The 22,099-nt window shown below is 55.7% G+C and carries 21 protein-coding genes; 10 read left to right on the plus strand and 11 right to left on the minus strand.

Translation table 11 applies throughout. The annotated features are described in order from the left end of the window. The first annotated feature begins 234 nt into the window (after nt 1-234). Nucleotides 235-1,197, plus strand: coding sequence for a DNA-binding protein YbiB (gene ybiB, locus AC0TNG_RS21500; RefSeq protein ID WP_024908717.1), 963 nt, complete (start codon nt 235-237; stop codon nt 1,195-1,197). A 119-nt stretch (nt 1,198-1,316) separates the two neighbouring features. Here ybiB and ybiJ read toward each other — a convergent pair whose 3' ends face one another. From ybiJ to mcbA, 3 genes are all read right to left on the minus strand, one after another. Then, on the minus strand, nt 1,317-1,577 hold the full coding sequence (ybiJ, locus tag AC0TNG_RS21505) for a DUF1471 family protein YbiJ (protein ID WP_023310874.1): 261 nt from the start codon (nt 1,575-1,577) through the stop codon (nt 1,317-1,319). 285 nt (nt 1,578-1,862) lie between these two features. Continuing rightward, nucleotides 1,863-2,129: a DksA/TraR family C4-type zinc finger protein gene (locus AC0TNG_RS21510; RefSeq protein ID WP_024908716.1), complete on the minus strand. Its 267-nt coding sequence runs from the start codon at nt 2,127-2,129 to the stop codon at nt 1,863-1,865. A gap of 124 nt (nt 2,130-2,253) precedes the next feature. Next, on the minus strand, nt 2,254-2,520 hold the full coding sequence (gene mcbA / locus AC0TNG_RS21515; protein WP_024908715.1) for a DUF1471 family periplasmic protein McbA: 267 nt from the start codon (nt 2,518-2,520) through the stop codon (nt 2,254-2,256). A gap of 243 nt (nt 2,521-2,763) precedes the next feature. Here mcbA and rlmF point away from each other — a divergent pair, with 243 nt between their 5' ends. Then, nucleotides 2,764-3,675, plus strand: a complete 912-nt coding sequence (gene rlmF / locus AC0TNG_RS21520) for a 23S rRNA (adenine(1618)-N(6))-methyltransferase RlmF (RefSeq protein WP_061715708.1) — start codon at nt 2,764-2,766, stop codon at nt 3,673-3,675. A 48-nt stretch (nt 3,676-3,723) separates the two neighbouring features. Here rlmF and ybiO read toward each other — a convergent pair whose 3' ends face one another. The 6 genes from ybiO to rhtA all read right to left on the minus strand — a co-directional run bounded on the left by ybiO (nt 3,724) and on the right by rhtA (nt 10,322). Next, a complete protein-coding gene (gene ybiO / locus AC0TNG_RS21525) occupies nt 3,724-5,937 on the minus strand; it encodes a mechanosensitive channel protein (RefSeq protein WP_473713082.1) in 2,214 nt (737 codons plus the stop codon). Between the two features lie 125 nt (nt 5,938-6,062). Beyond that, complete coding sequence (gene glnQ, locus AC0TNG_RS21530; protein ID WP_048991512.1) at nt 6,063-6,785, minus strand: glutamine ABC transporter ATP-binding protein GlnQ; 723 nt, start codon at nt 6,783-6,785, stop codon at nt 6,063-6,065. After that, nucleotides 6,782-7,441 carry a glutamine ABC transporter permease GlnP gene (gene glnP, locus AC0TNG_RS21535; protein WP_014169254.1) on the minus strand — a complete coding sequence of 220 codons (660 nt, stop codon included), beginning with the start codon at nt 7,439-7,441 and terminating at the stop codon, nt 6,782-6,784. The genes glnQ and glnP overlap by 4 nt, the downstream gene beginning before the upstream one ends. An 84-nt stretch (nt 7,442-7,525) precedes the next feature. Then, nucleotides 7,526-8,269, minus strand: a complete 744-nt coding sequence (gene glnH, locus AC0TNG_RS21540) for a glutamine ABC transporter substrate-binding protein GlnH (protein WP_023310880.1) — start codon at nt 8,267-8,269, stop codon at nt 7,526-7,528. A gap of 362 nt (nt 8,270-8,631) precedes the next feature. Further along, nucleotides 8,632-9,135, minus strand: coding sequence for a DNA starvation/stationary phase protection protein Dps (gene dps / locus AC0TNG_RS21545; RefSeq protein ID WP_010428924.1), 504 nt, complete (start codon nt 9,133-9,135; stop codon nt 8,632-8,634). Between the two features lie 299 nt (nt 9,136-9,434). Continuing rightward, a complete protein-coding gene (rhtA, locus tag AC0TNG_RS21550) occupies nt 9,435-10,322 on the minus strand; it encodes a threonine/homoserine exporter RhtA (protein ID WP_024908710.1) in 888 nt (295 codons plus the stop codon). A gap of 354 nt (nt 10,323-10,676) precedes the next feature. On the opposite strand from rhtA, the gene ompX reads away from it, so the two are divergent. Next, nucleotides 10,677-11,195 carry an outer membrane protein OmpX gene (ompX, locus tag AC0TNG_RS21555; RefSeq protein WP_024908709.1) on the plus strand — a complete coding sequence of 173 codons (519 nt, stop codon included), beginning with the start codon at nt 10,677-10,679 and terminating at the stop codon, nt 11,193-11,195. A gap of 158 nt (nt 11,196-11,353) precedes the next feature. Here the strand turns inward: ompX and AC0TNG_RS21560 are convergent, their stop codons facing one another. After that, nucleotides 11,354-12,937 (minus strand): phosphoethanolamine transferase, encoded by a 1,584-nt coding sequence (locus AC0TNG_RS21560; RefSeq protein WP_024908708.1) that lies wholly within the window; start codon nt 12,935-12,937, stop codon nt 11,354-11,356. Nucleotides 12,938-13,220: 283 nt separating this feature from the next. After that, the gene (mntS, locus tag AC0TNG_RS21565; protein ID WP_032645368.1) at nt 13,221-13,349 is read right to left on the minus strand and encodes a manganase accumulation protein MntS; all 129 of its coding nucleotides are present in this window, start codon (nt 13,347-13,349) and stop codon (nt 13,221-13,223) included. Nucleotides 13,350-13,532: 183 nt separating this feature from the next. On the opposite strand from mntS, the gene mntR reads away from it, so the two are divergent. The 7 genes from mntR to AC0TNG_RS21600 all read left to right on the plus strand — a co-directional run bounded on the left by mntR (nt 13,533) and on the right by AC0TNG_RS21600 (nt 22,072). After that, nucleotides 13,533-14,006, plus strand: a complete 474-nt coding sequence (mntR, locus tag AC0TNG_RS21570) for a manganese-binding transcriptional regulator MntR (protein WP_023310887.1) — start codon at nt 13,533-13,535, stop codon at nt 14,004-14,006. Beyond that, nucleotides 14,003-15,112, plus strand: coding sequence for an anion transporter (locus AC0TNG_RS21575; protein WP_473713083.1), 1,110 nt, complete (start codon nt 14,003-14,005; stop codon nt 15,110-15,112). Before mntR ends, AC0TNG_RS21575 begins: the two co-directional genes overlap by 4 nt. A gap of 101 nt (nt 15,113-15,213) precedes the next feature. After that, complete coding sequence (locus tag AC0TNG_RS21580) at nt 15,214-16,308, plus strand: HlyD family secretion protein (protein ID WP_473713084.1); 1,095 nt, start codon at nt 15,214-15,216, stop codon at nt 16,306-16,308. Beyond that, nucleotides 16,305-17,876 (plus strand): DHA2 family efflux MFS transporter permease subunit, encoded by a 1,572-nt coding sequence (locus AC0TNG_RS21585; RefSeq protein ID WP_032649392.1) that lies wholly within the window; start codon nt 16,305-16,307, stop codon nt 17,874-17,876. The genes AC0TNG_RS21580 and AC0TNG_RS21585 overlap by 4 nt, the downstream gene beginning before the upstream one ends. Beyond that, nucleotides 17,876-19,399, plus strand: a complete 1,524-nt coding sequence (locus tag AC0TNG_RS21590) for an efflux transporter outer membrane subunit (protein WP_407859619.1) — start codon at nt 17,876-17,878, stop codon at nt 19,397-19,399. The genes AC0TNG_RS21585 and AC0TNG_RS21590 overlap by 1 nt, the downstream gene beginning before the upstream one ends. Before the next feature lie 107 nt (nt 19,400-19,506). Further along, complete coding sequence (locus AC0TNG_RS21595; RefSeq protein ID WP_032649388.1) at nt 19,507-20,547, plus strand: aldo/keto reductase; 1,041 nt, start codon at nt 19,507-19,509, stop codon at nt 20,545-20,547. Between the two features lie 148 nt (nt 20,548-20,695). Next, entirely contained in the window at nt 20,696-22,072 is a 1,377-nt protein-coding gene (locus tag AC0TNG_RS21600) for a glycoside hydrolase family 1 protein (RefSeq protein WP_061715701.1), read from the plus strand. Nucleotides 22,073-22,099: the final 27 nt, after the last annotated feature.

Raw genomic sequence — 22,099 nt, forward strand, 5'->3', positions numbered from 1 at the left:
GTGCGAACGTTGCCTGGACGTTTTCACCGTTGACCCTGGAAGACTTTCCGCTGGTTATTTAATCAAAAAATACATGTCTAAGAATCTTCTGCAGAAATCACAAATAATTGAAAAATTGCTTGTATATATTTTTTTTCATTAAAACAGAGCATTGGGTTAGGGGATAAAACACTAACGGCCGGGCAATCATCAGGGCTATATTGTTAACAAGATGATGCTGTCAGGAGAGAAGTCGTGGATTACCGCAAAATTATCAAAGAGGTAGGGCGTGGGAAAAATCATGCCCGCGATCTGGACCATGAAACCGCGCGTGCACTTTACACCCGCATGCTTGAGGGCGACGTCCCCGACCTGGAAATGGGGGGCATTCTGATCGCGCTGCGTATCAAAGGGGAGGGTGAGGCGGAGATGCGCGGGTTCTATGAAGCCATGCAGGCGCAAACGCTGCGCTTAACGCCGCCTGTGGCAAAGCCCATGCCGATCGTAATCCCGAGCTACAACGGCGCGCGCAAGCAGGCAAATTTAACCCCGCTTCTCGCTATTTTATTACACAAGCTGGGGTTCCCGGTGGTGGTGCACGGGGTTAGTGAAGACCCCACTCGCGTACTGACGGAAACCATTTTCGGGATGCTGGGCATCGAGCCAACGCGTCATGCCGGTCAGGCGCAGGCGAAGCTGGATGGCCATCAGCCCGTTTATATCCCGGTTGGCACACTTTGCCCGCCGCTTGAAAAGCAGCTCGATATGCGCTGGCGCATGGGCGTGCGCAACAGCGCGCACACGCTGGCGAAGCTGGCCACACCGTTTGGCGAAGATGCCGCCCTTCGTCTTTCCAGCGTCTCGCACCCGGAATACGTGGCGCGTGTGGGTCAGTTCTTTGCGGCTATTGGTGGAAGGGCGTTACTGATGCACGGCACGGAAGGTGAGGTTTATGCGAACCCACAGCGTTGCCCGCAGGTGATGCTGATTGATTCTGCAGGTACGCGCACCATTCTGGAACGCGGGGAGGAAAATAGCGGTGTGATATTGCCTGAGGCAAAAGATCCCCATACTACAGCCCACTGGATTGAGCAGTGCCTTGCCGGAAAAGTTCCTGTTCCGCATTCGATCAAGCTGCAGATGGCCTGCTGTTTGCTGGCAACCGGTGAAGTGGACACGGTAGAAGCCGGGCTGGCACGCGTGGCGCAGTCTTTTTAACTAAAAAAAAAGCCCGTCCAGTGGCGGACGGGCAAGCAAGGGTAACAAACAACAGGGTCAATGAGGGTTGGAGCAGCTCACCAGAGGGTTTGGCGAGGGGACAGCATTCGTTCAGGCGATTATTTGTAGATAACCGCGGTACCGCTCAGCTTGTTATTGCCGTTAGCGGAGGTAATGGTGTATCCGCTTGCACCGGCAGCAGCGGCTTTCTCAGCCAGTTTGGCTTCCAGACCGTCCAGCGTGGTCGCGCCATCAGCACTCACCACACCGACTTTGTTCATGTTCTGTGCCTGAGTTGAAGAGACTGGCTCTACGGCGAAAGCGCCGAAGGATAGAGCGGACAGGGCAACAGCAGCTACAGCATATTTGATGGTTTTCATAATTAATCTCTCGCAGGTGTTTCTGTTAAGGAGACGATGTTCCGTCGATGTGATGAGTATCACGTTTTTTTGCGAGGGATAAAATCGAAGAGAATTGACGTGGTTGCTCAAAAAAACTGAATGACAAATAACTTATTGAATATTAATAAATTCAAACTGGCGATTTACACTTCTTGTTGATGCGCTTTACAGAAGCGAAATGAAGGGCACATTTTGCCACGCGGTTCGTTAAAAATCGTGAGCGTAAAGGTATGGGCCTGCGAGGTTAACTTAGGTAAAGGAAAGTCAACGTAACTGGCTGTCTTTCGAACCTCTGCGATTATATCCCGAATATGATGAGTTTTTTGAATCTTTATGTTGCTGGCAAGTGATGCAAAGCCTTACGCCGGGGATGGCTTTCCGGCGCGCCTCCGGAATGGGTTCTCCGCATTCTTCGCATTCCGTTAAGCTTTCGCCGCGCGGAATTTCACCGCGGGCGCGCGCAACCGCATCTTCAATAGTACTGTTGATCTGTTGGTTAACAGCGTCGTCATTTGCCCAGCCGGAAGCCATAGCGTCCTCCCAAAATCGGTTTAAGCCATACGTTTACTATGGGGTTAAAAAATGAACAATCAAGGCGAAGGAAAAAGAGAACTGCATCTGTGCGGCAGATGCAGTGTGTTGGAGTGTAGTGGGGTTACTTGTAAATGGTCGCGGTGCCAAACATATGGTTATCGCCGCTGGCGGAATTAATCTCGAATCCTTTTGCACCTTCCTGACGGGCTTTTTCGGCAAGTTTAGCCTGGAGATCGTCAAGGTTGCTGGCACGGCTAACTGAAACGGTGCCTGCAGGACGGAGCTGGCTAGTGTCGGTACTCTGGGTTAGTGACTGAACGGCCATGGCAGAGAATGAAGCAGTTGCCAGGACGCCAGCGATAATAGCAAGGGTCAGATACTTTTTCATAATCACATCCTCATGAGGAAACAGCAGGTGATTCCCTTTAAGTTTAGAAGCCTGATGAGTGTGACTTAGCGCAAATATTTGATGATGATCTGCTTATTTTTTGAACGATATAAATTGGCAATTCGCTGACAGATCATAGACATAAAGGTGTTTGATTTACGACGGTTTTTTGCGCGACGCAGAGAAAGATTTACCGTTGGGCCAGCAAAGGGTATCTTACGCCGCTGTTTAAAGGAGAATGCCATGACTGCCCAAAAGCCGGGATTGCACCCGCGAAATCGCCACCGCAGCCGCTACGACATGAATGCGTTATGCCTGAGCTGCCCGCCGCTGCGGGACTACCTGGTTCAGACCCCAGCGGGAGAGCCCTCGGTCAACTTTGCTGACCCGCAGGCGGTTAAAATGTTGAACAAAGCCCTACTGGCGCATTTTTACGGTGTGGCTCACTGGGATATTCCGGAAGGCTTTCTCTGTCCACCTGTGCCGGGCCGCGCGGATTACGTGCATCACCTTGCCGATCTTCTTGCCGAGGGCAATGAGGGCGTTGTTCCACCGCAGGCCACCATTCTGGATATTGGCACCGGGGCGAATCTGATTTACCCGCTGATCGGCGCGCATGAATACCACTGGCGCTTTACCGGAAGCGAAATCGGTGACGAGGCTTTTGCCAGCGCCCAGGCAATTATCAGCGCTAACCCGGGATTGAGCCGCGCCATTCGCCTGCGTCGTCAGAAAGAGGCGGCGTCGATCTTCAACGGCATTATTCACAAAAACGAAAGCTATGACGCCACGATGTGCAATCCGCCGTTCCATGATTCGGCGGCATCGGCCCGCGCGGGCAGCGAGCGCAAGCGCCGCAATCTGGGTCAGGCTGAAGACGCCGCGCTGAACTTCGGCGGTCAGCAGCAGGAGCTCTGGTGTGAAGGGGGCGAAGTGGCGTTTATCCTGCGGATGATTGCGGAAAGCAAACAGTTTGGCCGTCAGGTGAAGTGGTTCACAACGCTGGTTTCCCGCGGAGATAACCTGCCGCCACTCTACCGCGCGCTGACCGAAGCGGGCGCCGTAAAAGTGGTGAAAAAAGAGATGGCGCAGGGCCAGAAGCAAAGCCGCTTTATCGCCTGGACGTTTATGGACAATAACAAACGTCGCAAATAGCACTCCGTCGCAGGCCGGGTAAGGCGAAGCCGCCACCCGGCAACGAGGCTACAGCGTCGGCTCCTGCGGTGGGAGCGGAGCTGCGGGCGGCGGCAGTACCTGATAGGTCTGGACCGGCATCCGCACGTTCGCCAGATCGAAGTGTTTTTTCACCATGCTGTCGAGCGCAAAGCGCACCGTCCACTGCTTCAGCGGCTGGGTGGTGAACGACACGCGCAGGGTAAACGCCGTGTTCGTCAGCCCGACGATGCCGGCGAATGACGGCTCGCCAATCACCAGCCCGCGAATATCCTCCATCTGCATCAGCTCTTCTACCGCATCGCGCAGCGCCTGCTTCGCTTTATCGGCATCCTCGTGACGATCCACATCGTAGTTCGCTACAACTGAACCAATGCCGCGTACAAAGTTGGCGAAGGTGGTGATCGAAGACCAGGGAATGATGTGGTACGCCCCGGTGTCCTGGCGCACGCCCACCGAGCGGATGGACATCCTCTCCACGGTGCCGGTTAACGGTCCGATGGTCACCAGATCGCCCGTGTTCATCCCGTTTTCAAACTGAATGAAAATGCCGGTAATAATATCCTTCACCAGCGTTTGCGAACCGAAGGAGATCGCCAGCCCCAGCGCACCGGCCCCCGCCAGCAGCGGGGCGATATTTACACCGATTTCCGACAGCACAATCATGATGGTGATGGTGCTGATAATCACCGCCAGCGCGTTGCGGAACAGGGTTAACAGCGTTCTTGCACGCGCGCTGGGCAGCGGCCTGCCGTGAATATCCGATACCAGGCGGTTCTCGATAAGGCTCGCCAGCAGCGTCCAGCCGACCGCGGAGAAGAACAGGATCAGGGCGATACGAATTAAAATATCGACGGTCTTTTCGCCTGCGCCGTTATGCAGCCAGTTCCAGAAATCAAACAGGCTCCACGCATTCAGAAGCAGCATAATCGCCACGCAGACGGTCAGAATGCGCGCCACCTTGAGCGATACCGACATCCAGCCGTTCACCCGTTTTTGCAGCTCCGGGTAATTACGCTGTACCTGCGGCGACAGGGTGATGGTTTTCGAGATCCAGCGCGACAGCAGCCCCGACACAAACGCCGCGATACCGATAATGGCCAGGCTTTTGAACGTCGCCCCCATCATGAATTTCAGGCTATTGCCCGGGTCGAACAGCGAGAAGAAGCACAGTACGATGAAGTAGGCGCTTGCCAGCCAGTGCCACACCAGGGCGAAAGCGCGGATAAACAGGCTAAAGAACGAAAGGGAGCGATCGGCCAGATTCAGCAGGCTTTGGGTAATGGTTTTTTTATTGTGGAAGATCAGATACAGCGACCAGACGGTAATGCAGATCATGATAATGACGTTTGCCAGCGCCCCGAACTGGACGTTCACCTGGTTGGAGATGATCGGCACGGCAACCAGCAGACCGTAGCCAATCAGCCCGCTGAGCACGCTCAGACGCAGCGCCCAGTACTTCGCGCTCGCATCCCGGATGGCGAAAGGACGCAGCGCCGGTACGTGCGGGCAAAAGAGTAACCGCAGCAGCGCCTTGAAGAACTCAATCAGGGCAAAGGCATTCAGGAAAAGCGACTGCTGGAAGGCGATGGTTTTGTTGTCCGCGTTCAGCCTGTCGGCCAACATCTGACCTAAAAACAGCGTCAACGCAAGCAGCAGTAAATCGATGATAAACGCTGAGGCTATCATCAACGGCAGGTGCAGCCAGCTGCTTTTCTGCTGATTCTTTCTGCGTCCCCATTGCCCCATTTTGCGGTAGAGCGGCCACGCGCACAGGCGCACCAGCCAGTAAAAAAGAAATACTGCGCCGGCCAGCATCAGGAACTGCGTGGCGGCGGCGGTAAACGTTTGTGGGTTAAACGGCTTATGCGGCGAGCCAATCAGGTTGCGGTAGAGCTGAGCAAAGCGCGAGGAGAGCGCTTCCCCATAGTGCCGGCTCACGTCGGTGATATTTTCCAGCACCGTTTTTTGTTCCTCCACCTGGGGAGGGGTGATGACAGGCACCGGCTCCTGCGGCGGCGTGGCGGCCACTTTCCGCAGCTGACCAATAAGTTCCTGCCGGGAGGTGTCGTTCTCAAGGACGTCGGCGAGGGCGCTGTAGGCGGCTTTTTTCTGTTCGACATCGGGTTCAGGAGGGGGCGTATTTTGCTGGCTGGCGGTTGTTCCGGTGGTCACGCCGGGGATCGCGACGGCGAACGATGGCGCACTAAACAGGCTAATCAACAGCAACAGGATCCACGGCACGGCGTCCTCCGGTGAAAATGTCGAACAAAATGATAAGTATAGAAGTCGGGACGCGGAGGGGGATTTTTGGGAACAATCTGGCGTAAAAAAGCCGGGCAAGCCCGGCTTTAGCGTAAAGCGATGGATCAGGAGACGTGCTGCAGGAACTCCTGCAGACGCGGGCTCGGCGGGTTCGCAATTAATTCCTGCGGGTTACCGTCTTCCGCGATACGGCCTTTATCAATAAAGATCAGGCGGGACGCCACTTTTTCAGCGAAGCCGATTTCGTGGGTCACGATCACCATCGTCATCCCTTCTTCTGCCAGATCCTGCATGACCTTCAGCACCTCGTGGCGCAGCTCCGGGTCGAGTGCGGACGTAGGCTCATCAAACAGCATCATTTTCGGTTTGACCGCCAGCGCGCGGGCAATCGCCACGCGCTGCTGTTGACCACCGGACAGCTCAGAAGGGTAGTGGTGCGCGCGTTCAGCCAGGCCGACTTTCGCCAGCAGATCTTTGGCCAGCGCTTCTGCTGCCGCTTTGTTAGCGCCGCGCACGCGCAGGGGGCCAAACATCACGTTTTCCAGCGCCGTCAGGTGAGGGAACAGGTAGAACTGCTGGAACACCATGCCCGCTTCCTGACGAATCAGACGGTCGTCCACTTTCGGGTCGTTCACCTTCAGACCGTCGACGATAAGATCGCCGCTGGTGATCTCTTCCAGCTTGTTGATGCAGCGCAGCAGGGTGGATTTACCGGAGCCGGATGGCCCAATAATCACCACCACTTCACCCTGTTTAATGTTCAGATCGATATTGTGCAGCACCTGGGTTGGGCCAAAGTGCTTGGAAACGTTTTTAAATTCAATCACAGGATTTTCATCCTTCTTTCAAGACGACGCAGAACGAAGCTCAGAACCAGAGTAATGATCAGGTAGACAACGGCTACCGCACTCCAGATTTCCAGCGCGCGGAAGTTGCCAGCAATGATCTCCTGACCCTGACGGGTCAGCTCGGCCACGCCGATAACAATGAACAGCGACGTATCTTTAATGCTGATGATCCACTGGTTACCGAGCGGTGGCAGCATGCGACGCAGCGCCAGCGGCAGAATAACGTGGCGGATCGTTTCGCGACGAGAAAGACCTAGCGCCAGACCGGCTTCACTGAAACCTTTATGAATCGACAGCACCGCACCGCGGGTGATTTCCGCTATGTAAGCGCCTGAGTTGATCATAATGGTGACGACGGCTGCGCTGAACGGATCGATGCGCAGGTCGGTGAACGCCATTGGCAGGGCGAAGTAGATGAACATGACCTGTACGACAATTGGGGTGCCGCGGATCACTTCGATGAAAACCAGTGCGATGTGGTTTGCAATCCAGCCGCCGTAGGTGCGAGCGAAACCGGCGACAAGACCGATAATCAACCCACCAACCAGACCCAGGACCGAAATCCACAGGGTCATTTTAGCGCCTTCAAGCAAGATAGGAATGGCAGGCCAGATGGCGCTCCAGTCAAACTGCATGATAATTTCCTGTTACTGTTACCGTGTTTCAAAAATAGCAGGGGCGAAAGGTCGCCCCCGAGTGAACGTCATTGTTACGTCTTATTATTTAGGCTCGGTACCGAACCATTTTTTGTAGATTTCGTTATAGGTGCCGTTCTCTTTCAGCGTTTTCAGCGCGCCGTTAACTTTCGTGCGCAGGTCGTCGCTGCCTTTCGGGAACGCGATACCGTACTGCTGGGCTTCCAGAGACTCGCCAACCGCTTTGAACTTGCCGTTGCCCGCGGTTTTGATGAAGTACAGGATGTTCGGCGTGTCGTGCAGAACCGCATCAGCACGGTTGGTGCCGAGTTCCATGTACGCGTTGTCGATGTTCGGGAACTGACGCAGGTCTTTGGTTTTGATATTTGCTTTCGCGTAATCAACCGAACCGGTGCCGCTCTTCACTGCCACCACTTTGCCGTCGAGATCTTTCACGCTTTTTACGTCGTTATTATCAGCTTTGACCATCACCAGCAGGCCGCTTTTGTAGTAGCCGTCAGAGAAGTCGATCGCTTTTTTACGTTCATCGGTAATGGTGATGCCAGCCAGCGCCAGATCAACGTTCTTGGTTTGCAGTGCCGGGATGATGCCGCTGAAGTCCATCGGCTTCAGGGTGTAATCCAGTTTGAGTTCTTTTGCGACTGCGGCCCACAGATCCACATCAAAACCAACGTATTTATCACCCTGTTTGAATTCAAACGGAACGAACGCCGTGTCGGTCGCCACAACCAGTTTGTCGGCAGCCTGAGAGGACACCGCAAAAGCCAGGGTAAGTGCAGCCAGTGAAACTTTTAATACAGACTTCATAGCATTTCCTTTTATATCCACGGGGCGATCCCCTGCGAGAACAGGTGGCACAATGAAAAAATCGTGCCAACTTTACAAGCTATTGTTTTGCAAAGGGGATGATGTCATACATTGCACATTAAATGGGGCAATGAGGTTTTATTGCACCAAAGTGGAGCACTGTTTTGGTGCGCTTCGTTTGGCTCAACTGACGGGGAGATATTTAGCGTAAATTATGACGAAAAAACAATCTTCCGTTAACGGTTGTGTGAGGTGATTATTACATTTCGTTCACTTTTGCAGGTGTGCAGACAAAAACTGTGCACCATAGATGTGCAAAACCCTCACCGGAGGGTGAGGGTTTGATAGAAAATTCGTATGAATTATTCGATGTTAGATTCGATAAACCACAGGAATTGATCCAGGTCGCGGGACGCGGCGGTGAAGATGTCAGCGGTATCTTCGTCTTTGGCTTCGCCAATCGCTTTGCGCACATCGTTTGCCACAATCGCGTAGCGGTCCGCCAGCTCTTTCAGGTGATCCTGAACGGTATGGATATCCAGCGGATAACTCTTCAGTGGCGTTTTGCTGTTGATCACTTGCGTGGTACCCAGCGCCACGCCGCCTAGCTGAACGGCACGTTCAGCCATCGTATCGAGGTGGGTCACCAGTGCTGTGCGGAAGCCATCCAGCATTTCATGAACGGCAATAAAGTTTGCACCGCGCATATTCCAGTGGGCCTGTTTGGTGATCAGCGAAAGATCGATGAACTGGATCACCTGGCGATTCAGCAACTCAATGGTTGCTTTTTTGTCGCTGTCCGATACATCGTTACGGGTATAAAGCAGATTAGACGCTTTCGTTTTCACCAGTTTAGCGGTACTCATAATCTCATATCCTCTTGATGTTTATGTCCCAGGTAATTACGGAACTAAGTATAGCACCGGATTTTTTCCCTGCGGTTTGGCTGTGCCTATCGGTTTAATAGCGAGAAGGAGGTTGAGAATTTAACTCATTGAAAGTAATCTAAAATTTTAAAATTGTTACAGATCAATCTTAATTACTGGCTGGGAATGTAAACCCAGAGGGATATTTTGAAAATAGGGCGAAGTGTGTAAAAAATTATAACGACAGTCTTTCTGGCCTTTATTCTGCATGGCATGGAAGCCATGCAGAATATATGGGCTTAGCGGATATCCACTTTCTCCACTTTAGGTTCAGGGCGCATGGTGAGCGTCGAGCCCATTGATGCCGCGATAATCGAGCAGAGCGCCAGCGTCTGGGTCAATGTCAGGGTTTCGCCGAGAAACACCATCCCGGAAATGGCGGCTAGCGCAGGCTCCATACTCATCAGGGTGCCAAATATGCGCGTCGGCAGACGCGTCAGGGCAATCATCTCCAGAGAATAGGGAAGTGCGGTAGAGAGGATCGCGACCGCCAGCCCGATGGGCATGACGGACCATTGCCAGATAGATTCGGTCGCCTGTGCCATGCCGATGGGCACAAAGACGATAGCAGCGATCAGTGACCCCAACGCGACGGTCGCCGGACCGTGCTCTTCTCCTGCACGCTGGCCCGTAAGTATATAGACGGCCCAGCAGGCGCCTGCACCCAGCGCCAGCGCTGCGCCCGTCAGATCAATCTCAGAAACACTCTTGCCCAGCGGCAGCAGGAACCATAACCCCAGTACGGCTAACACGACCCAGATGAAATCGACCGGACGTCGCGAGGAGAAAAGCGCCACCGCCAGCGGGCCGGTAAACTCCAGCGCTACGGCGATCCCCAGCGGTATCGTCTGAATCGAGAGGTAGAACAGGTAGTTCATTGCCCCCAGGGAGAGTCCATAAAACAGCAGCGGTAAACGCTGCTCCTTTTTGAATCGCAGACGCCAGGGTTTGAAAATAACCACCAGTATCGCCGTGCCCAGCACGATACGCAGGGCTGTTACCCCAGGCGCACCGACCAGCGGAAAAAGCGATTTTGCAAGCGAAGCACCGCTTTGAATGGACAACATGGCAATGAGTATGACTGCGACCGGCAACCAGACCGACGACGTGCGGGATAACCCAGGCATCCTTTCTCCTGTCAGCTTATGTCAAATGAGGTAAAAGTTGCAGTGTAAAGGAAATATGCGGCTACGGTTGAGGCGCTGTTGAAAAAAAACCACGTCAAATCCGTAAAATGGTTAAGCGCTGGTGGATTTATCGCCTGTCAGATTAGGAATAATCTGGATGAATGTAACTGCGCAGACGCGCACTATGCGCATTTAGTAGTGAAAATTGCATGTGATTTGAAAGAGATAGCTGACGCTGGAAACGTTCTGTTACAGGAAAGGTTTCATTAGACATCACGAATCACAAAGAGTTTCGCAAATTTTTTTGATATATTTAAAACTTACGGACTTACTTGGATCACATTTGAGGTGGTTATGAAAAAAATTGCATGTCTTTCAGCACTGGCCGCTGTACTGGCTGTTTCCGCAGGTACCGCTGTAGCTGCTACTTCTACTGTTACTGGTGGTTACGCTCAGAGCGACTATCAGGGCGTGATGAACAAAGCTAACGGTTTCAACCTGAAGTATCGTTACGAGCAGGATAACAACCCACTGGGCGTGATCGGTTCTTTCACCTACACCGAGAAAGATCGTTCTGAAAACGGCGCATACAACAAAGGCCAGTACTACGGTATCACCGCGGGCCCGGCTTACCGTCTGAATGACTGGGCGAGCATCTACGGTGTTGTAGGTGTTGGCTACGGTAAATTCCAGCAGACCGAAAACCAGGGTCTGAACCGCACTGCAAGCAACAGCGACTATGGCTTCTCCTATGGCGCAGGCCTGCAGTTCAACCCAATCCAGGACGTTGCTCTGGACTTCTCCTATGAGCAGAGCCGTATCCGCAACGTTGACGTTGGCACCTGGATCGCTGGCGTTGGTTACCGCTTCTAATCACTTCGGTGATTAAATAAAAAATCCGCCCAATGTGGCGGATTTTTTTGTCGAAGAGAAAAGCAAAACGGCAACCTTAGGTTGCCGTTTTTAGTGTTTGTTCCCTCTCCCCGTGGGAGAGGGCCAGGGTGAGGGCATCGGTCCGCACGAGACGGCAATTACTTATTCTTAATATCAAAAATATCCGTACCCAGATGGTTGTAGTCAACTTTCTGTAACTTGAAGTTGGTAACGTACACTGGGGAAGCTTTCTTGTTAGAGACAAACGGGTAAGCATTTTTTATCTGCTCAGCCTTAATCCCGGTCCACTGCGAGAAGAACTGCAGGAAATCATTTGCCGAACGACGCGCTTTAATAACGCGATGCGTTTTATCGTCACTCGACAGCACCATAAACGGCACCTGGAAGTTCTGCTGGAACTTGTCATCGTGCGCCAGGTACTGCACCTCTTTACCACGCTCTTTAAACGCCAGCCCGTGATCCGAGAAATAGACCATGGAGAAGCTGTCGCCCGTATTGCGTAGCTGATCGTACAGCTTGCTCAGCAGGTCGTCGGTTTGCGTCATCGTGTAGAGATAGCAGGACGTCTCTTTGGACTGCACAAACTCCGCGTACTTCCCACCGGTCCGATCGCAGGCCTGCGGGTGCGACCCCATCAGGTGCAGGACGATCAGCTGAGGCTGGGTGCGCGGGGTGGCGAAGACCTGTGCCGTCATTTTCAACAGCGCTTCGTCTTTGGTGTTTTTGTCGGCTTCGAAGTCGCCATTTTTCAGGAACTGCACTTCGTCAGCGCGTTTGGCGATACTGGCGATGGCCGTATCGTATTCGCCAATTTGCCCCTGATTAGAGAACCACCACGTCTGAAAACCCGCACGGTTTGCCAGGGTGACGAAATTATCCTGATACTGCGGTTTGCCATCCACCACCCGGTTAAGGGTCAGGCCGAGCGATTTCTGCGTCGAGCCGCTGGCCGCGACATAATCGGTAAACAGCGTGCCTTTGACTGAGCTGGCAAACGGTGTGTTATCCCAGTGACCGCCAAACGCTCCCATCGCATCGCGACGCGCGCTTTCGCCAATCACCACCACATAGGTGTGATATTTCGGCTTAACGGCCAGCACGTTCCAGGTGTCTTTCATATTGGAAAGCTCAGCCATGCGCGCCTGTTCGTCGAGAACCTCTTTATTATTTACAACGACGTCTTTCACGAAGCGGAAAACCGGATAACCGATATTGCTGAGCCTTAGCTTACCGTCCCAGGGAATATTCTGGATGGGAGCGACAAAGGCCACGGCAATGCTGAACACCAGACAGAGTATTTCGATCTTACCCCAGGATTTTTTCTCGCCCGACTGACGGCGTATGGCGATAACGCCCAGCGCGAAGATAAAGATCCCGACCACGTAGCTGTACCACGGGAAGATCGTCAGGATCTCCGTTGACTCTTCCATATTGGTCGAGTGCAGCGCCAGCAGGGTATTAAAGTTTGGCGCGCCGTAAGCCTGACCAAACGGGAAATAGAGTGCAGCAACCAGCGAACAGATGCCGATTAACGCTTTTTGCACGCGCGGTGCGGATCGCCACAGCAAATGCAGAACGCAGGTGAACGCCACCGCGTAAAGCAGACTAAAGGGATAACCCAGCGCAAAGTTAATCAGTAATGACTGCAAAAAGTAAAAACCCGTCCACGGGCTTAAGGCCCGGCTGCGGGTCACAACGGTATCTATCAGGGTTACATTCATAGGTCACTATCATGGATGAAAACGCCATGTGCTCACCCTGGCGTCAAGGGTCATAACCTGCCTGACAGTGCGTGGAGAGGGAATGAGGGTCCGCTTCAGCGAGCCGCAAATTGTGCAGGGCTGCAAGAAGATAGTGCGAGCGCTAAATAATATCAACAGTTGCTAAGCAGATGTTTTGCGAAGGGGATTGCAAATCCGTAAAAAAGATCGGGAATAAGGCGGCTGGAAGCCAGTTTAGAGCGAGATTGTGACGGGAAAATGAAGCGGCGTACCGCAACGCCGCTTAGTGGGAAGATTTGTCGTCCTGATGCGGTTTGTTGTTAAACATATCGCACAGCATGTTCAACAGCATTAAGCGCACTTTAAAAGGAGAGTGGGTAAACACGGTCATGCACCTCTTGAATTCGTTCATAAGACCTCCTGAGTTTTGATCCCTTCGATCCGTGAAGGGTGACTGCATTACATACAGATATAGCACAGGCTATATTGTATAGCTATGGCTATTTCGTTAATTTTTTGTGCTTGCGGAGCTATGGTTTACAATGTGCGCTCTCGAAACCGGGCGCTGGAAGCGTCACCCCACTGAGGAAGTACAATGAACCGTCGCGCAGGTCATCCGACAATGAGGAAAACGACGCAACTGGTGAATGTTGAAGAACATGTCGAAGGTTTTCGCCAGGTCCGTGAAGCGCACCGGCGTGAACTGATTGATGATTATGTTGAACTCATTTCCGATCTGATCCGTGAGGTTGGTGAAGCGCGCCAGGTCGATATGGCCGCCAGGCTGGGGGTTTCACAGCCAACTGTCGCTAAAATGTTAAAACGCCTGGCCTCCGTGGGCTTAATTGAAATGATCCCCTGGCGCGGTGTTTTTCTGACGCCGGAGGGGGAGAAACTCGCGCAGGAGAGCCGCGAGCGCCATCAGCTTGTCGAGAATTTTTTACTGGTGCTGGGCGTCAGCCCGGAGATCGCCCGCCGGGATGCGGAAGGAATGGAACACCACGTTAGCGAAGAGACGCTGGTGAAATTTCGTGAATTTACGCTTAAATATGGTCCCTCCGCTGAATGAAAATCCCTGGACTGCAGGCTCTGGCACGCGATCGTTTTTTCCATCTGTTATTACTCATTGGCGCAGCGTTAAGCCTCTTTGTGCCGTTTGCCCCACATGCCTGGCCCGCCGCGATTGACTGGCGCACCATCATTACCCTGAGCGGCCTGATGATGCTCACCAAAGGGGTCGAGCTGAGCGGCTATTTTGACGTTCTGGGACGTAAAATGGTGCGCCGGTTTGCCACCGAACGCAGGCTGTCCCTGTTTATGGTGTTCTCCGCCGCGGTGCTGTCGACGTTTCTGACCAACGATGTGGCGCTGTTTATCATCGTGCCCCTCACGCTTACGCTGCGTAAGCTCTGTGAAATTCCGGTCAGCCGGCTGATCATCTTTGAAGCGCTCGCCGTTAACGCCGGTTCTCTGTTGACGCCTATCGGGAACCCACAGAATATCCTGCTCTGGGGCCGTTCCGGTCTGTCGTTCGCCGCCTTTACCTGGCAGATGGCCCCGCTGGCGCTGGTGATGATGCTTTCCCTGCTGGCGGTCTGCTGGTTTGCCTTCCCGGATAAAAAACTGCAGTACCACAGCGGCACCACGGGCCCGCAGTGGCAGCCGCGTCTGGTGTGGAGCTGTCTCGGGTTATACATTGTCTTTCTGTTTGCGCTGGAGCTGAAGGTTGAGCTGGCGGGTGTCCTGCTCGTTGCCGCAGGGTTTGTCGTTCTGGCGCGGCGCGTGCTGGTCAGCGTGGACTGGACGCTGCTGCTGGTCTTTATGGCGATGTTTATTGATGTGCATCTTCTCATCCAGCTTCCGGTGCTGCAGAACGTGCTGCACAGCGTCAGCACGCTGTCTCAGCCGGGATTGTGGCTAACGGCGATTGGCCTGTCGCAGTTTATCAGCAACGTGCCGTCCACCATTCTGCTGCTCAACTATGTCCCGCCGGATACGCTCCTGGCCTGGGCCGTTAACATTGGCGGGTTTGGCCTGCTGCCCGGTTCGCTGGCAAACCTGATTGCTCTGCGTATGGCCAACGACCGTCGTATCTGGTGGCGTTTCCACGTCTGGTCTATTCCGATGCTGGTTTGGGCCGCGGCGATCGGTTTCGGACTATTCCTTCTCATATAGTGCGCAATTTGTCAGTTTTTCCTGGCAAACGTATAGCAACGTCCTAGCTTTAGTGAACGGCATAGTGTGATGCCGCTCACTGACAGGACCGTTGCTGACCTATGGCTGAAGATCAAAACCCGCCTGCTGACGAGCAGGACAAAAACAATAATGCGCGTAAGCGCCCGGGCAAAAAACCGTTAATTATCCTCGGCATTGTCGTGGTGGTGATGGTCGTCGTGGCGCTGGTCTGGTGGTTTTTAACCCGTAACGAAGAGACGACCGACGACGCCTTTACCGACGGCGACGTGGTGACGATTGCCCCCAAAACGGCGGGCTACGTCACCGAGCTGCGCGTGCGTGATAACCAGCGCGTGAAAAAGGGCGATCTGCTGGTGGTCATCGATCCGCGTGATACCACCGCGCAGCGCGATCAGGCCCAGGCCCAGCTTGGGCTGGCTATCGCGCAGCTGCATCAGGCTCAGGCACAGCTGGCGCTCTCAAAAGTGCAGTATCCCGCCCAGCGTGACGAAGCCAAAGCGCAGGTGCTGAAAGCGCAGGCCGATCTGGCGAACGCGCAGGCGGAGTACCGTCGCCAGCGCGGTGTCGACCCACGGGCAACCACCCAGCAAAGCATTGATTCCGCGAACGCTCAGCTGCGCAGCGCGCAGGCGGAGCTGGCCAGCGCCCAGGCGCAGTTGGAGGTGGCAGAGCAGGTACAGCTGCAAATCCGCCAGCAGGAAACCAACGTTGAAGCGCGCGAGCGTCAGGTCGATCAGGCGAAAGCGCAGCTGGAAACGGCCAATCTGAACCTCTCTTACACCGAAGTCCGCGCCCCGTTCGACGGCGTTGTCACCAAACGCAACGTACAGCCCGGAACCCTGGTGCAGGCGGGAACGGCGCTGTTCTCCCTGGTTTCGCCAAACGTGTGGGTGGTGGCGAACTTCAAAGAGTCCCAGCTTGAGCGCATGAAGCCCGGCGATAAGGTCACCGTGTCCGTCGACGCGTGGCCGGATATGGCGCTCGAGGGCCACGTTGACAGCATCCAGCAGGGCAGCGGCTCGCGCTTCTCCGCCTTCCCGGCTGAAAATGCAACCGGTAACTTCGTCAAAATTGTGCAGCGCGTGCCGGTCAAAATCGTGATTGATAAGGGGCTCGATCCGAACAGACCGCTGCCGCTGGGGCTGTCGGTTGCGCCGAAGGTGACGGTGGAATGACGGATCACAGCCACGACAGCTGGAAGCCCGCCAGCAATCCGTGGGCGGTGGCGATTGTCGTCACCCTGGCGGTGTTTATGGAGATCCTCGACACCACTATCGTCAACGTGGCGCTGCCCCACGTGGCGGGTTCGCTCTCGTCCAGCTATGACGAATCCACCTGGGTGTTAACCAGCTACCTGGTCGCGAACGGCATCGTGCTGCCCATCTCGGCGTTTCTGAGCCGCGTCTTCGGCCGCAAGCAGTTCTTCCTGATCTGCATCGTCATGTTCACCGTCTGCTCGTTCCTGTGCGGGATCGCCACCGAGCTGTGGCAAATCATCCTGTTCCGCGTGATGCAGGGTTTCTTTGGCGGCGGGCTGCAGCCGACGCAGCAGTCGGTGCTGCTCGACTACTTCAAGCCGGAGGACAGGGGCAAAGCCTTCGGGCTCTCGTCCATCGCGATTATCGTTGCGCCGGTCCTCGGCCCGACGCTGGGAGGCTGGATCACCGACAATTACTCGTGGCGCTGGGTGTTCTTTATCAACATCCCGGTGGGGATTGTCACGGTGCTGGCGATCTACCAACTGCTGGAAGATCCGCCGTGGGAGAGCAAGTCTAAAGAGAAGCTGACCATCGACTGGACGGGGATCGGCCTGATCGCCCTGGGGCTGGGCTGTCTGCAGGTGATGCTCGACCGGGGAGAAGACGAAGACTGGTTTAACTCGAACTTTACCCGCACTTTCGCGGTATTAACGCTGATCGGCATCATTGGTGCGATTTACTGGCTGATGTATGCCAGAAAACCGGTGGTGGATCTGCACTGCATGAAGGACCGCAACTTTGCCATCTCCAGCCTGCTGATGGCGGGAATGGCGATGATTTTGTACGGCAGCTCGGTGGTGATCCCGCAGCTGGCGCAGCAGGACCTGGGCTATACCGCCACCTGGTCCGGGCTGGTGCTGTCGCCCGGAGCGGTGCTGATTGTGCTGACCATTCCGCTGGTGCTGAAGCTGATGCCGGTGGTGCAGACGCGCTGGATTATCGCCTTTGGCTTTACCTGCCTGGCGGTGTCGTTCTTCTGGTCGCGCACGCTGACCCCGGATATCGACTTCGAAACCCTGGTATTGTTCCGCAGCGCCCAGTCGCTGGGGCTGGGGTTCCTGTTTGTGCCGCTGACTACCATTGCCTTTATCTCGATACCAAGGCGGCTGAACGCCGATGCGGCGGCGCTGTTCACCATGTTCCGCAACGTGGCGGGCTCGGTCGGGATCTCGCTGTCGACGGCGGCGATTACCGAGCGCTCGCAGGCGCACAGCGCGCACCTTGCGTACCACGCCTCGCCGTTTAACGAGCAGTTTCAGCAGGCGATACGCGAAAGCGCGCAGGCGATCCAGAACTTCACCACCCAGGTGGGCGATCCCACCGGCATCGCCACCGGACGTATGTACCAGACGATGATTGAGCAGTCGCGCTTCCTGGCCTACATCGACGTCTTCACCATCCTGAGCGCCGTGGCCTTGCTATTGATTCCGTTTTGTTTGTTGCTCTCGCCGGTTAAGAGCGAGGGGAGTGCAGGAGCACATTGATGATACACAGACGTTTACACCCCCTGATGATAATGATGCTGCTGGCAGGCTGCGCCGTCGGGCCGGACTACCAGCAGCCCGCGTCACCTGCCGTCACGCACTGGAACGATAAAGGCGACGGCTCGGTGAAGTCGCAAACCACCTCCGCCGCGACCAACCCGCGCTGGTGGAAGACCTTCGGCTCGCCGCAGCTCGACAGCCTGGTTGAGCGCGCCATCGCCGGAAACCTGACGCTGCAGCAAACGGTGCTGCGCATCGCCGGCGCGCGTGAACAGATTAACCAGGCGGGCGGGGCGTTTTATCCGTCGGTGAACGGCAATCTGCAGGCGACGCGCCAGCAGCTCGGGCTGGAAGGGGAGCTGAAATCCCACGGCGTATATGACCAGGTGGATAGTATCGATCCCGCTCTCAAGGGCGCGCTGGGACCGCTGACGCAGCCGATCAACCTCTACCAGGGCAGCTTCGACGCCCAGTGGGAAATCGACCTGTGGGGCAAGGTGCGTCGTCAGGTGGAAGCCGCCGAAGCGCAGCAGAAAGCGGCTATCGAGCAGCGTAACGACGCGCTGGTGTCGCTGGAGGCGGAAGTGGCGCGCGCGTGGCTCCAGCTGCGCGGGGCGCAGAGCATTATCGCCACGCTGAACACCCAGATTAAAAGCGCGCAGCAGACGCTGGATCTGACCGAAAGTCGCCAGCGGGGCGGGCTGTCGCCGCAGATGGATGTGGAAAACGCCCGGGCGCAGTTAGGCAACCTTGAAGCACAGCTTCCGCAATATCAGGCGCAGGAGCGGCAGGCGATGAACGGCCTGGCGATCCTGCTCGGCAAACCGCCGGGGGCGCTGGATGCGGAACTGCAGAGCGTGCAGCCGATGCCTGCGCTGCCGGATATTGTGCAAACGGGCATTCCGTCGACGCTGGCGCGACGCCGTCCGGACGTGCGCGAAGCGGAGGCGAACCTTCATGCCGCCACGGCGCAAATCGGCGTCTCGGTGGCGCAGCTGTTCCCGAGCTTTACCCTCTCCGGGCAGTTTGGCCTGCGCAACAGCGAAACCAACTGGCTGACCGACTGGAGCAGCCACTTCTACAGCTTTGGCCCGCAGGTCTCCATTCCCATCTTCCAGGGCGGTCGACTGGTTTCCAGCGTGAAGGTGGCGCGCGCGCAGCAGGGGGCGGCGGTGCTGGACTATCGTCAGACGGTGCTCACCGCGCTTGGCGATGTCGAAAATGCGCTGGTGAGTTATCGCACCGACCAGCAGCGTGAAGCGGGGCTGGCGAAAACGATCGATGCGCTGCAAAACGCGTTTGACCTGGCAAGCGACAGCTACCGCCAGGGGATCGCCAGCTTTATCGACGTGCTGGACGCCCAGCGACAGCTGGCGCAGGCCCAGCAGCAGCGCGCGCAGGCGCAGGTGCAGAGCGCGCTCGATCTGGTGGCGCTCTACAAGGCGCTCGGCGGCGGCTGGGAGCCGTATCAGCAGGTGCAATTACCGGACTACAGCGTCTTTGGCGACGCCCCGCGCGGATAAATATTCAGAGGATTGGGCAAGAATCGGACAGGAACGCCACATTCGCGATCGCTGAGGGGCGGGTATAACTATCGGGTACCCCTTAAACGACATGCGAGGATTATCTTATGCGTTATCAAAAACTGGGCAACACCGGACTGTTTGTTTCTGAACTGTGCCTCGGCACCATGACCTTCGGTGGTGAAGACGGCATGTGGGGCAAGATTGGCCAGCTTAAGCAAAACGAAGCCGAGCAGCTGGTGGGCCGCGCGCTGGATGCGGGCATTAACTTCATCGATACCGCTGACGTCTATTCGGAAGGGCGCTCGGAGACGATCCTCGGGCAGGCGCTGAAAAACCTCAACGTCCCGCGCGAGAACGTGGTGGTTGCCACCAAGGTGTTCGGCGAAACGGGTACCGCCGGGGTGAACTCGCGCGGCAGCTCGCGGTATCACATCATCAGCAGCGTGAAGGAGAGCCTGCGCCGCCTGCAGCTCGATCATATCGATCTCTATCAGCTTCACGGTTTCGACCCGGCCACGCCGATTGAGGAGACGCTGTATGCGCTGGATAACCTGGTGCAGCACGGCCACGTGCGCTATATCGGCGTCTCGAACTGGGCGGCGTGGCAGATTGCCAAAGCGCTGGGCATTTCCGAGCGTCTCGGGCTGGCGCGGTTCGCATCACTCCAGGCGTATTACACCATCGCCGGACGCGATCTTGAGCGTGAGCTGGTGCCAATGATGCAGAGCGAAGGCGTCGGGCTGATGGTCTGGAGCCCGCTGGCGGGCGGTCTGCTGAGCGGAAAATATGGCCGCGACGGGCAGAGTGAAGCCGGTGGTCGTCGTCTGGAGTTTGACTTCCCGCCGGTGAATAAAGATCGCGCCTTCGACTGCGTGGACGTAATGCGGACTATCGCCGAAAGCAAGGGCGTCTCCGTCGCGCAAATCGCGCTGGCGTGGCTGCTACATCAAAAAGCGGTGACCAGCGTCATCATTGGCGCGAAACGCGTTGAACAGCTGGACGACAACATTGCCGCCACCGGTATCCTTCTCAGCGAAGACGAGCTTAAACAGCTGGATGCGGTCAGCGCGCTGCCGCGGGAATATCCTGGCTGGATGCTGGAGCGTCAGGGAGAGTATCGCCGTAATCAGCTCGCGCAACAGTAACCCTTCTTGCCCCGGGAGTGCATCGCTTACCGGGGCTTTTTTTCCCGCCTTGCTCACAAAAAACGATCCTCCTCTTTGATCCTCTTTTCATCATCGCCTATATGACTAGACATGAAATTTTAAATGACTAGTCATATAGGGAGAAAACATGAACCATCAGCTACCGGCCAACTTTTTATGGGGCAACTCGGTCTCCAGCATGCAGACGGAAGGAGCCTGGAACGAAGGCGGGAAGGGGATGTCGGTGTATGACATTCGTGAAGCCGGGGAAAACGTGTCCGACTGGAAAGTGGCGACCGACTCCTACCACCGCTACCGGGAAGATTTCGATCTGATGCAGGATCTGGGCATGAACTGCTACCGCTTCCAGATCTCATGGAGCCGCGTCTGCCCGCAGGGTGACGGCCCGTTCAACGACGAAGGCATCGCATTTTACGACCGCTTTATTGACGATCTGATCGCCCGCGGCATCGAGCCGATGATCTGCCTGTACCATTTCGATATGCCGCTGGCGCTGGCGCAGGAGTACAACGGCTTCAACGACCGCCGCGTAATGGACGCCTTTATCCGCTATGGCAAAAAGATGATCGACTGTTATGGCGACCGCGTGAAGTACTGGTTGACCTTCAACGAGCAGAACATCTTCCATATGCCGGAAGCGTTCCGTATTTCCGGCTATATGAAAGGCGAGAAAACCCTGCGCGAGCTGTACGAGCTACAGCACCATACGATGGTGGCGCACATGGCGCTAACCGAATACCTGCACCAGACCAGACCGGGCCAGCTGATGGGCGGCATGCTGGCGCACCAGCTGATCTACCCGGCTACCTGCAAACCGCGCGATATCTTCTGCGCCCAGCAGTATGACGAGTTTCTCAACCAGAACCTGCTGCGCGTCTTCGCAGGGCAAGGCTACAGCCCGGCGGTGATGGCGGTGGTGGAACAGGAGGGCTTTGGTGATATCTACCGCGCCGAGGACCTGGCGCTGTTCGCTCGTACAAAGAACGACTATATGGCCTTCAGCTATTACGCCAGCAAAACGCTGGACAGCGATGCGATTCCGGAAGGCACGCCGGTGAACTATTACCTGCTGCACGGCGAGAAAAATAACCCGTACCTGAAGGCCACCGAGTGGAACTGGCAGATCGATCCGCTGGGCTTCCGCACCATCATCACCCGCTACGCCAACGACTGGCGCCTGCCGGTGTTCCCGATCGAGAACGGCATTGGGGTGATTGAGTCATGGGACGGCGTGAACCCGATTGAGGACACCTACCGCATCGACTATCACCGGGCGCACATCGAGGCCATGAAAGCGGCGATGTTCGAGGACGGGGCAGAGGTCATTGGCTACCTCGGCTGGGGATTGATCGACATTCTCAGCTCCCAGGGCGACATGCGTAAGCGCTACGGCGTGGTCTATGTCAACCGGGAAAACCACGACCTGAAAGACCTGAAGCGCGTGCCGAAGAAGAGCTACGCGTGGTTAAAACAGGTTATCCATACCAACGGACGCGAGATGTAAGCCGTACGCTGCCGGGCCGTTTTTGTG

It is taken from the genome of Enterobacter sp. PL_is514 (genome assembly GCF_055816715.1).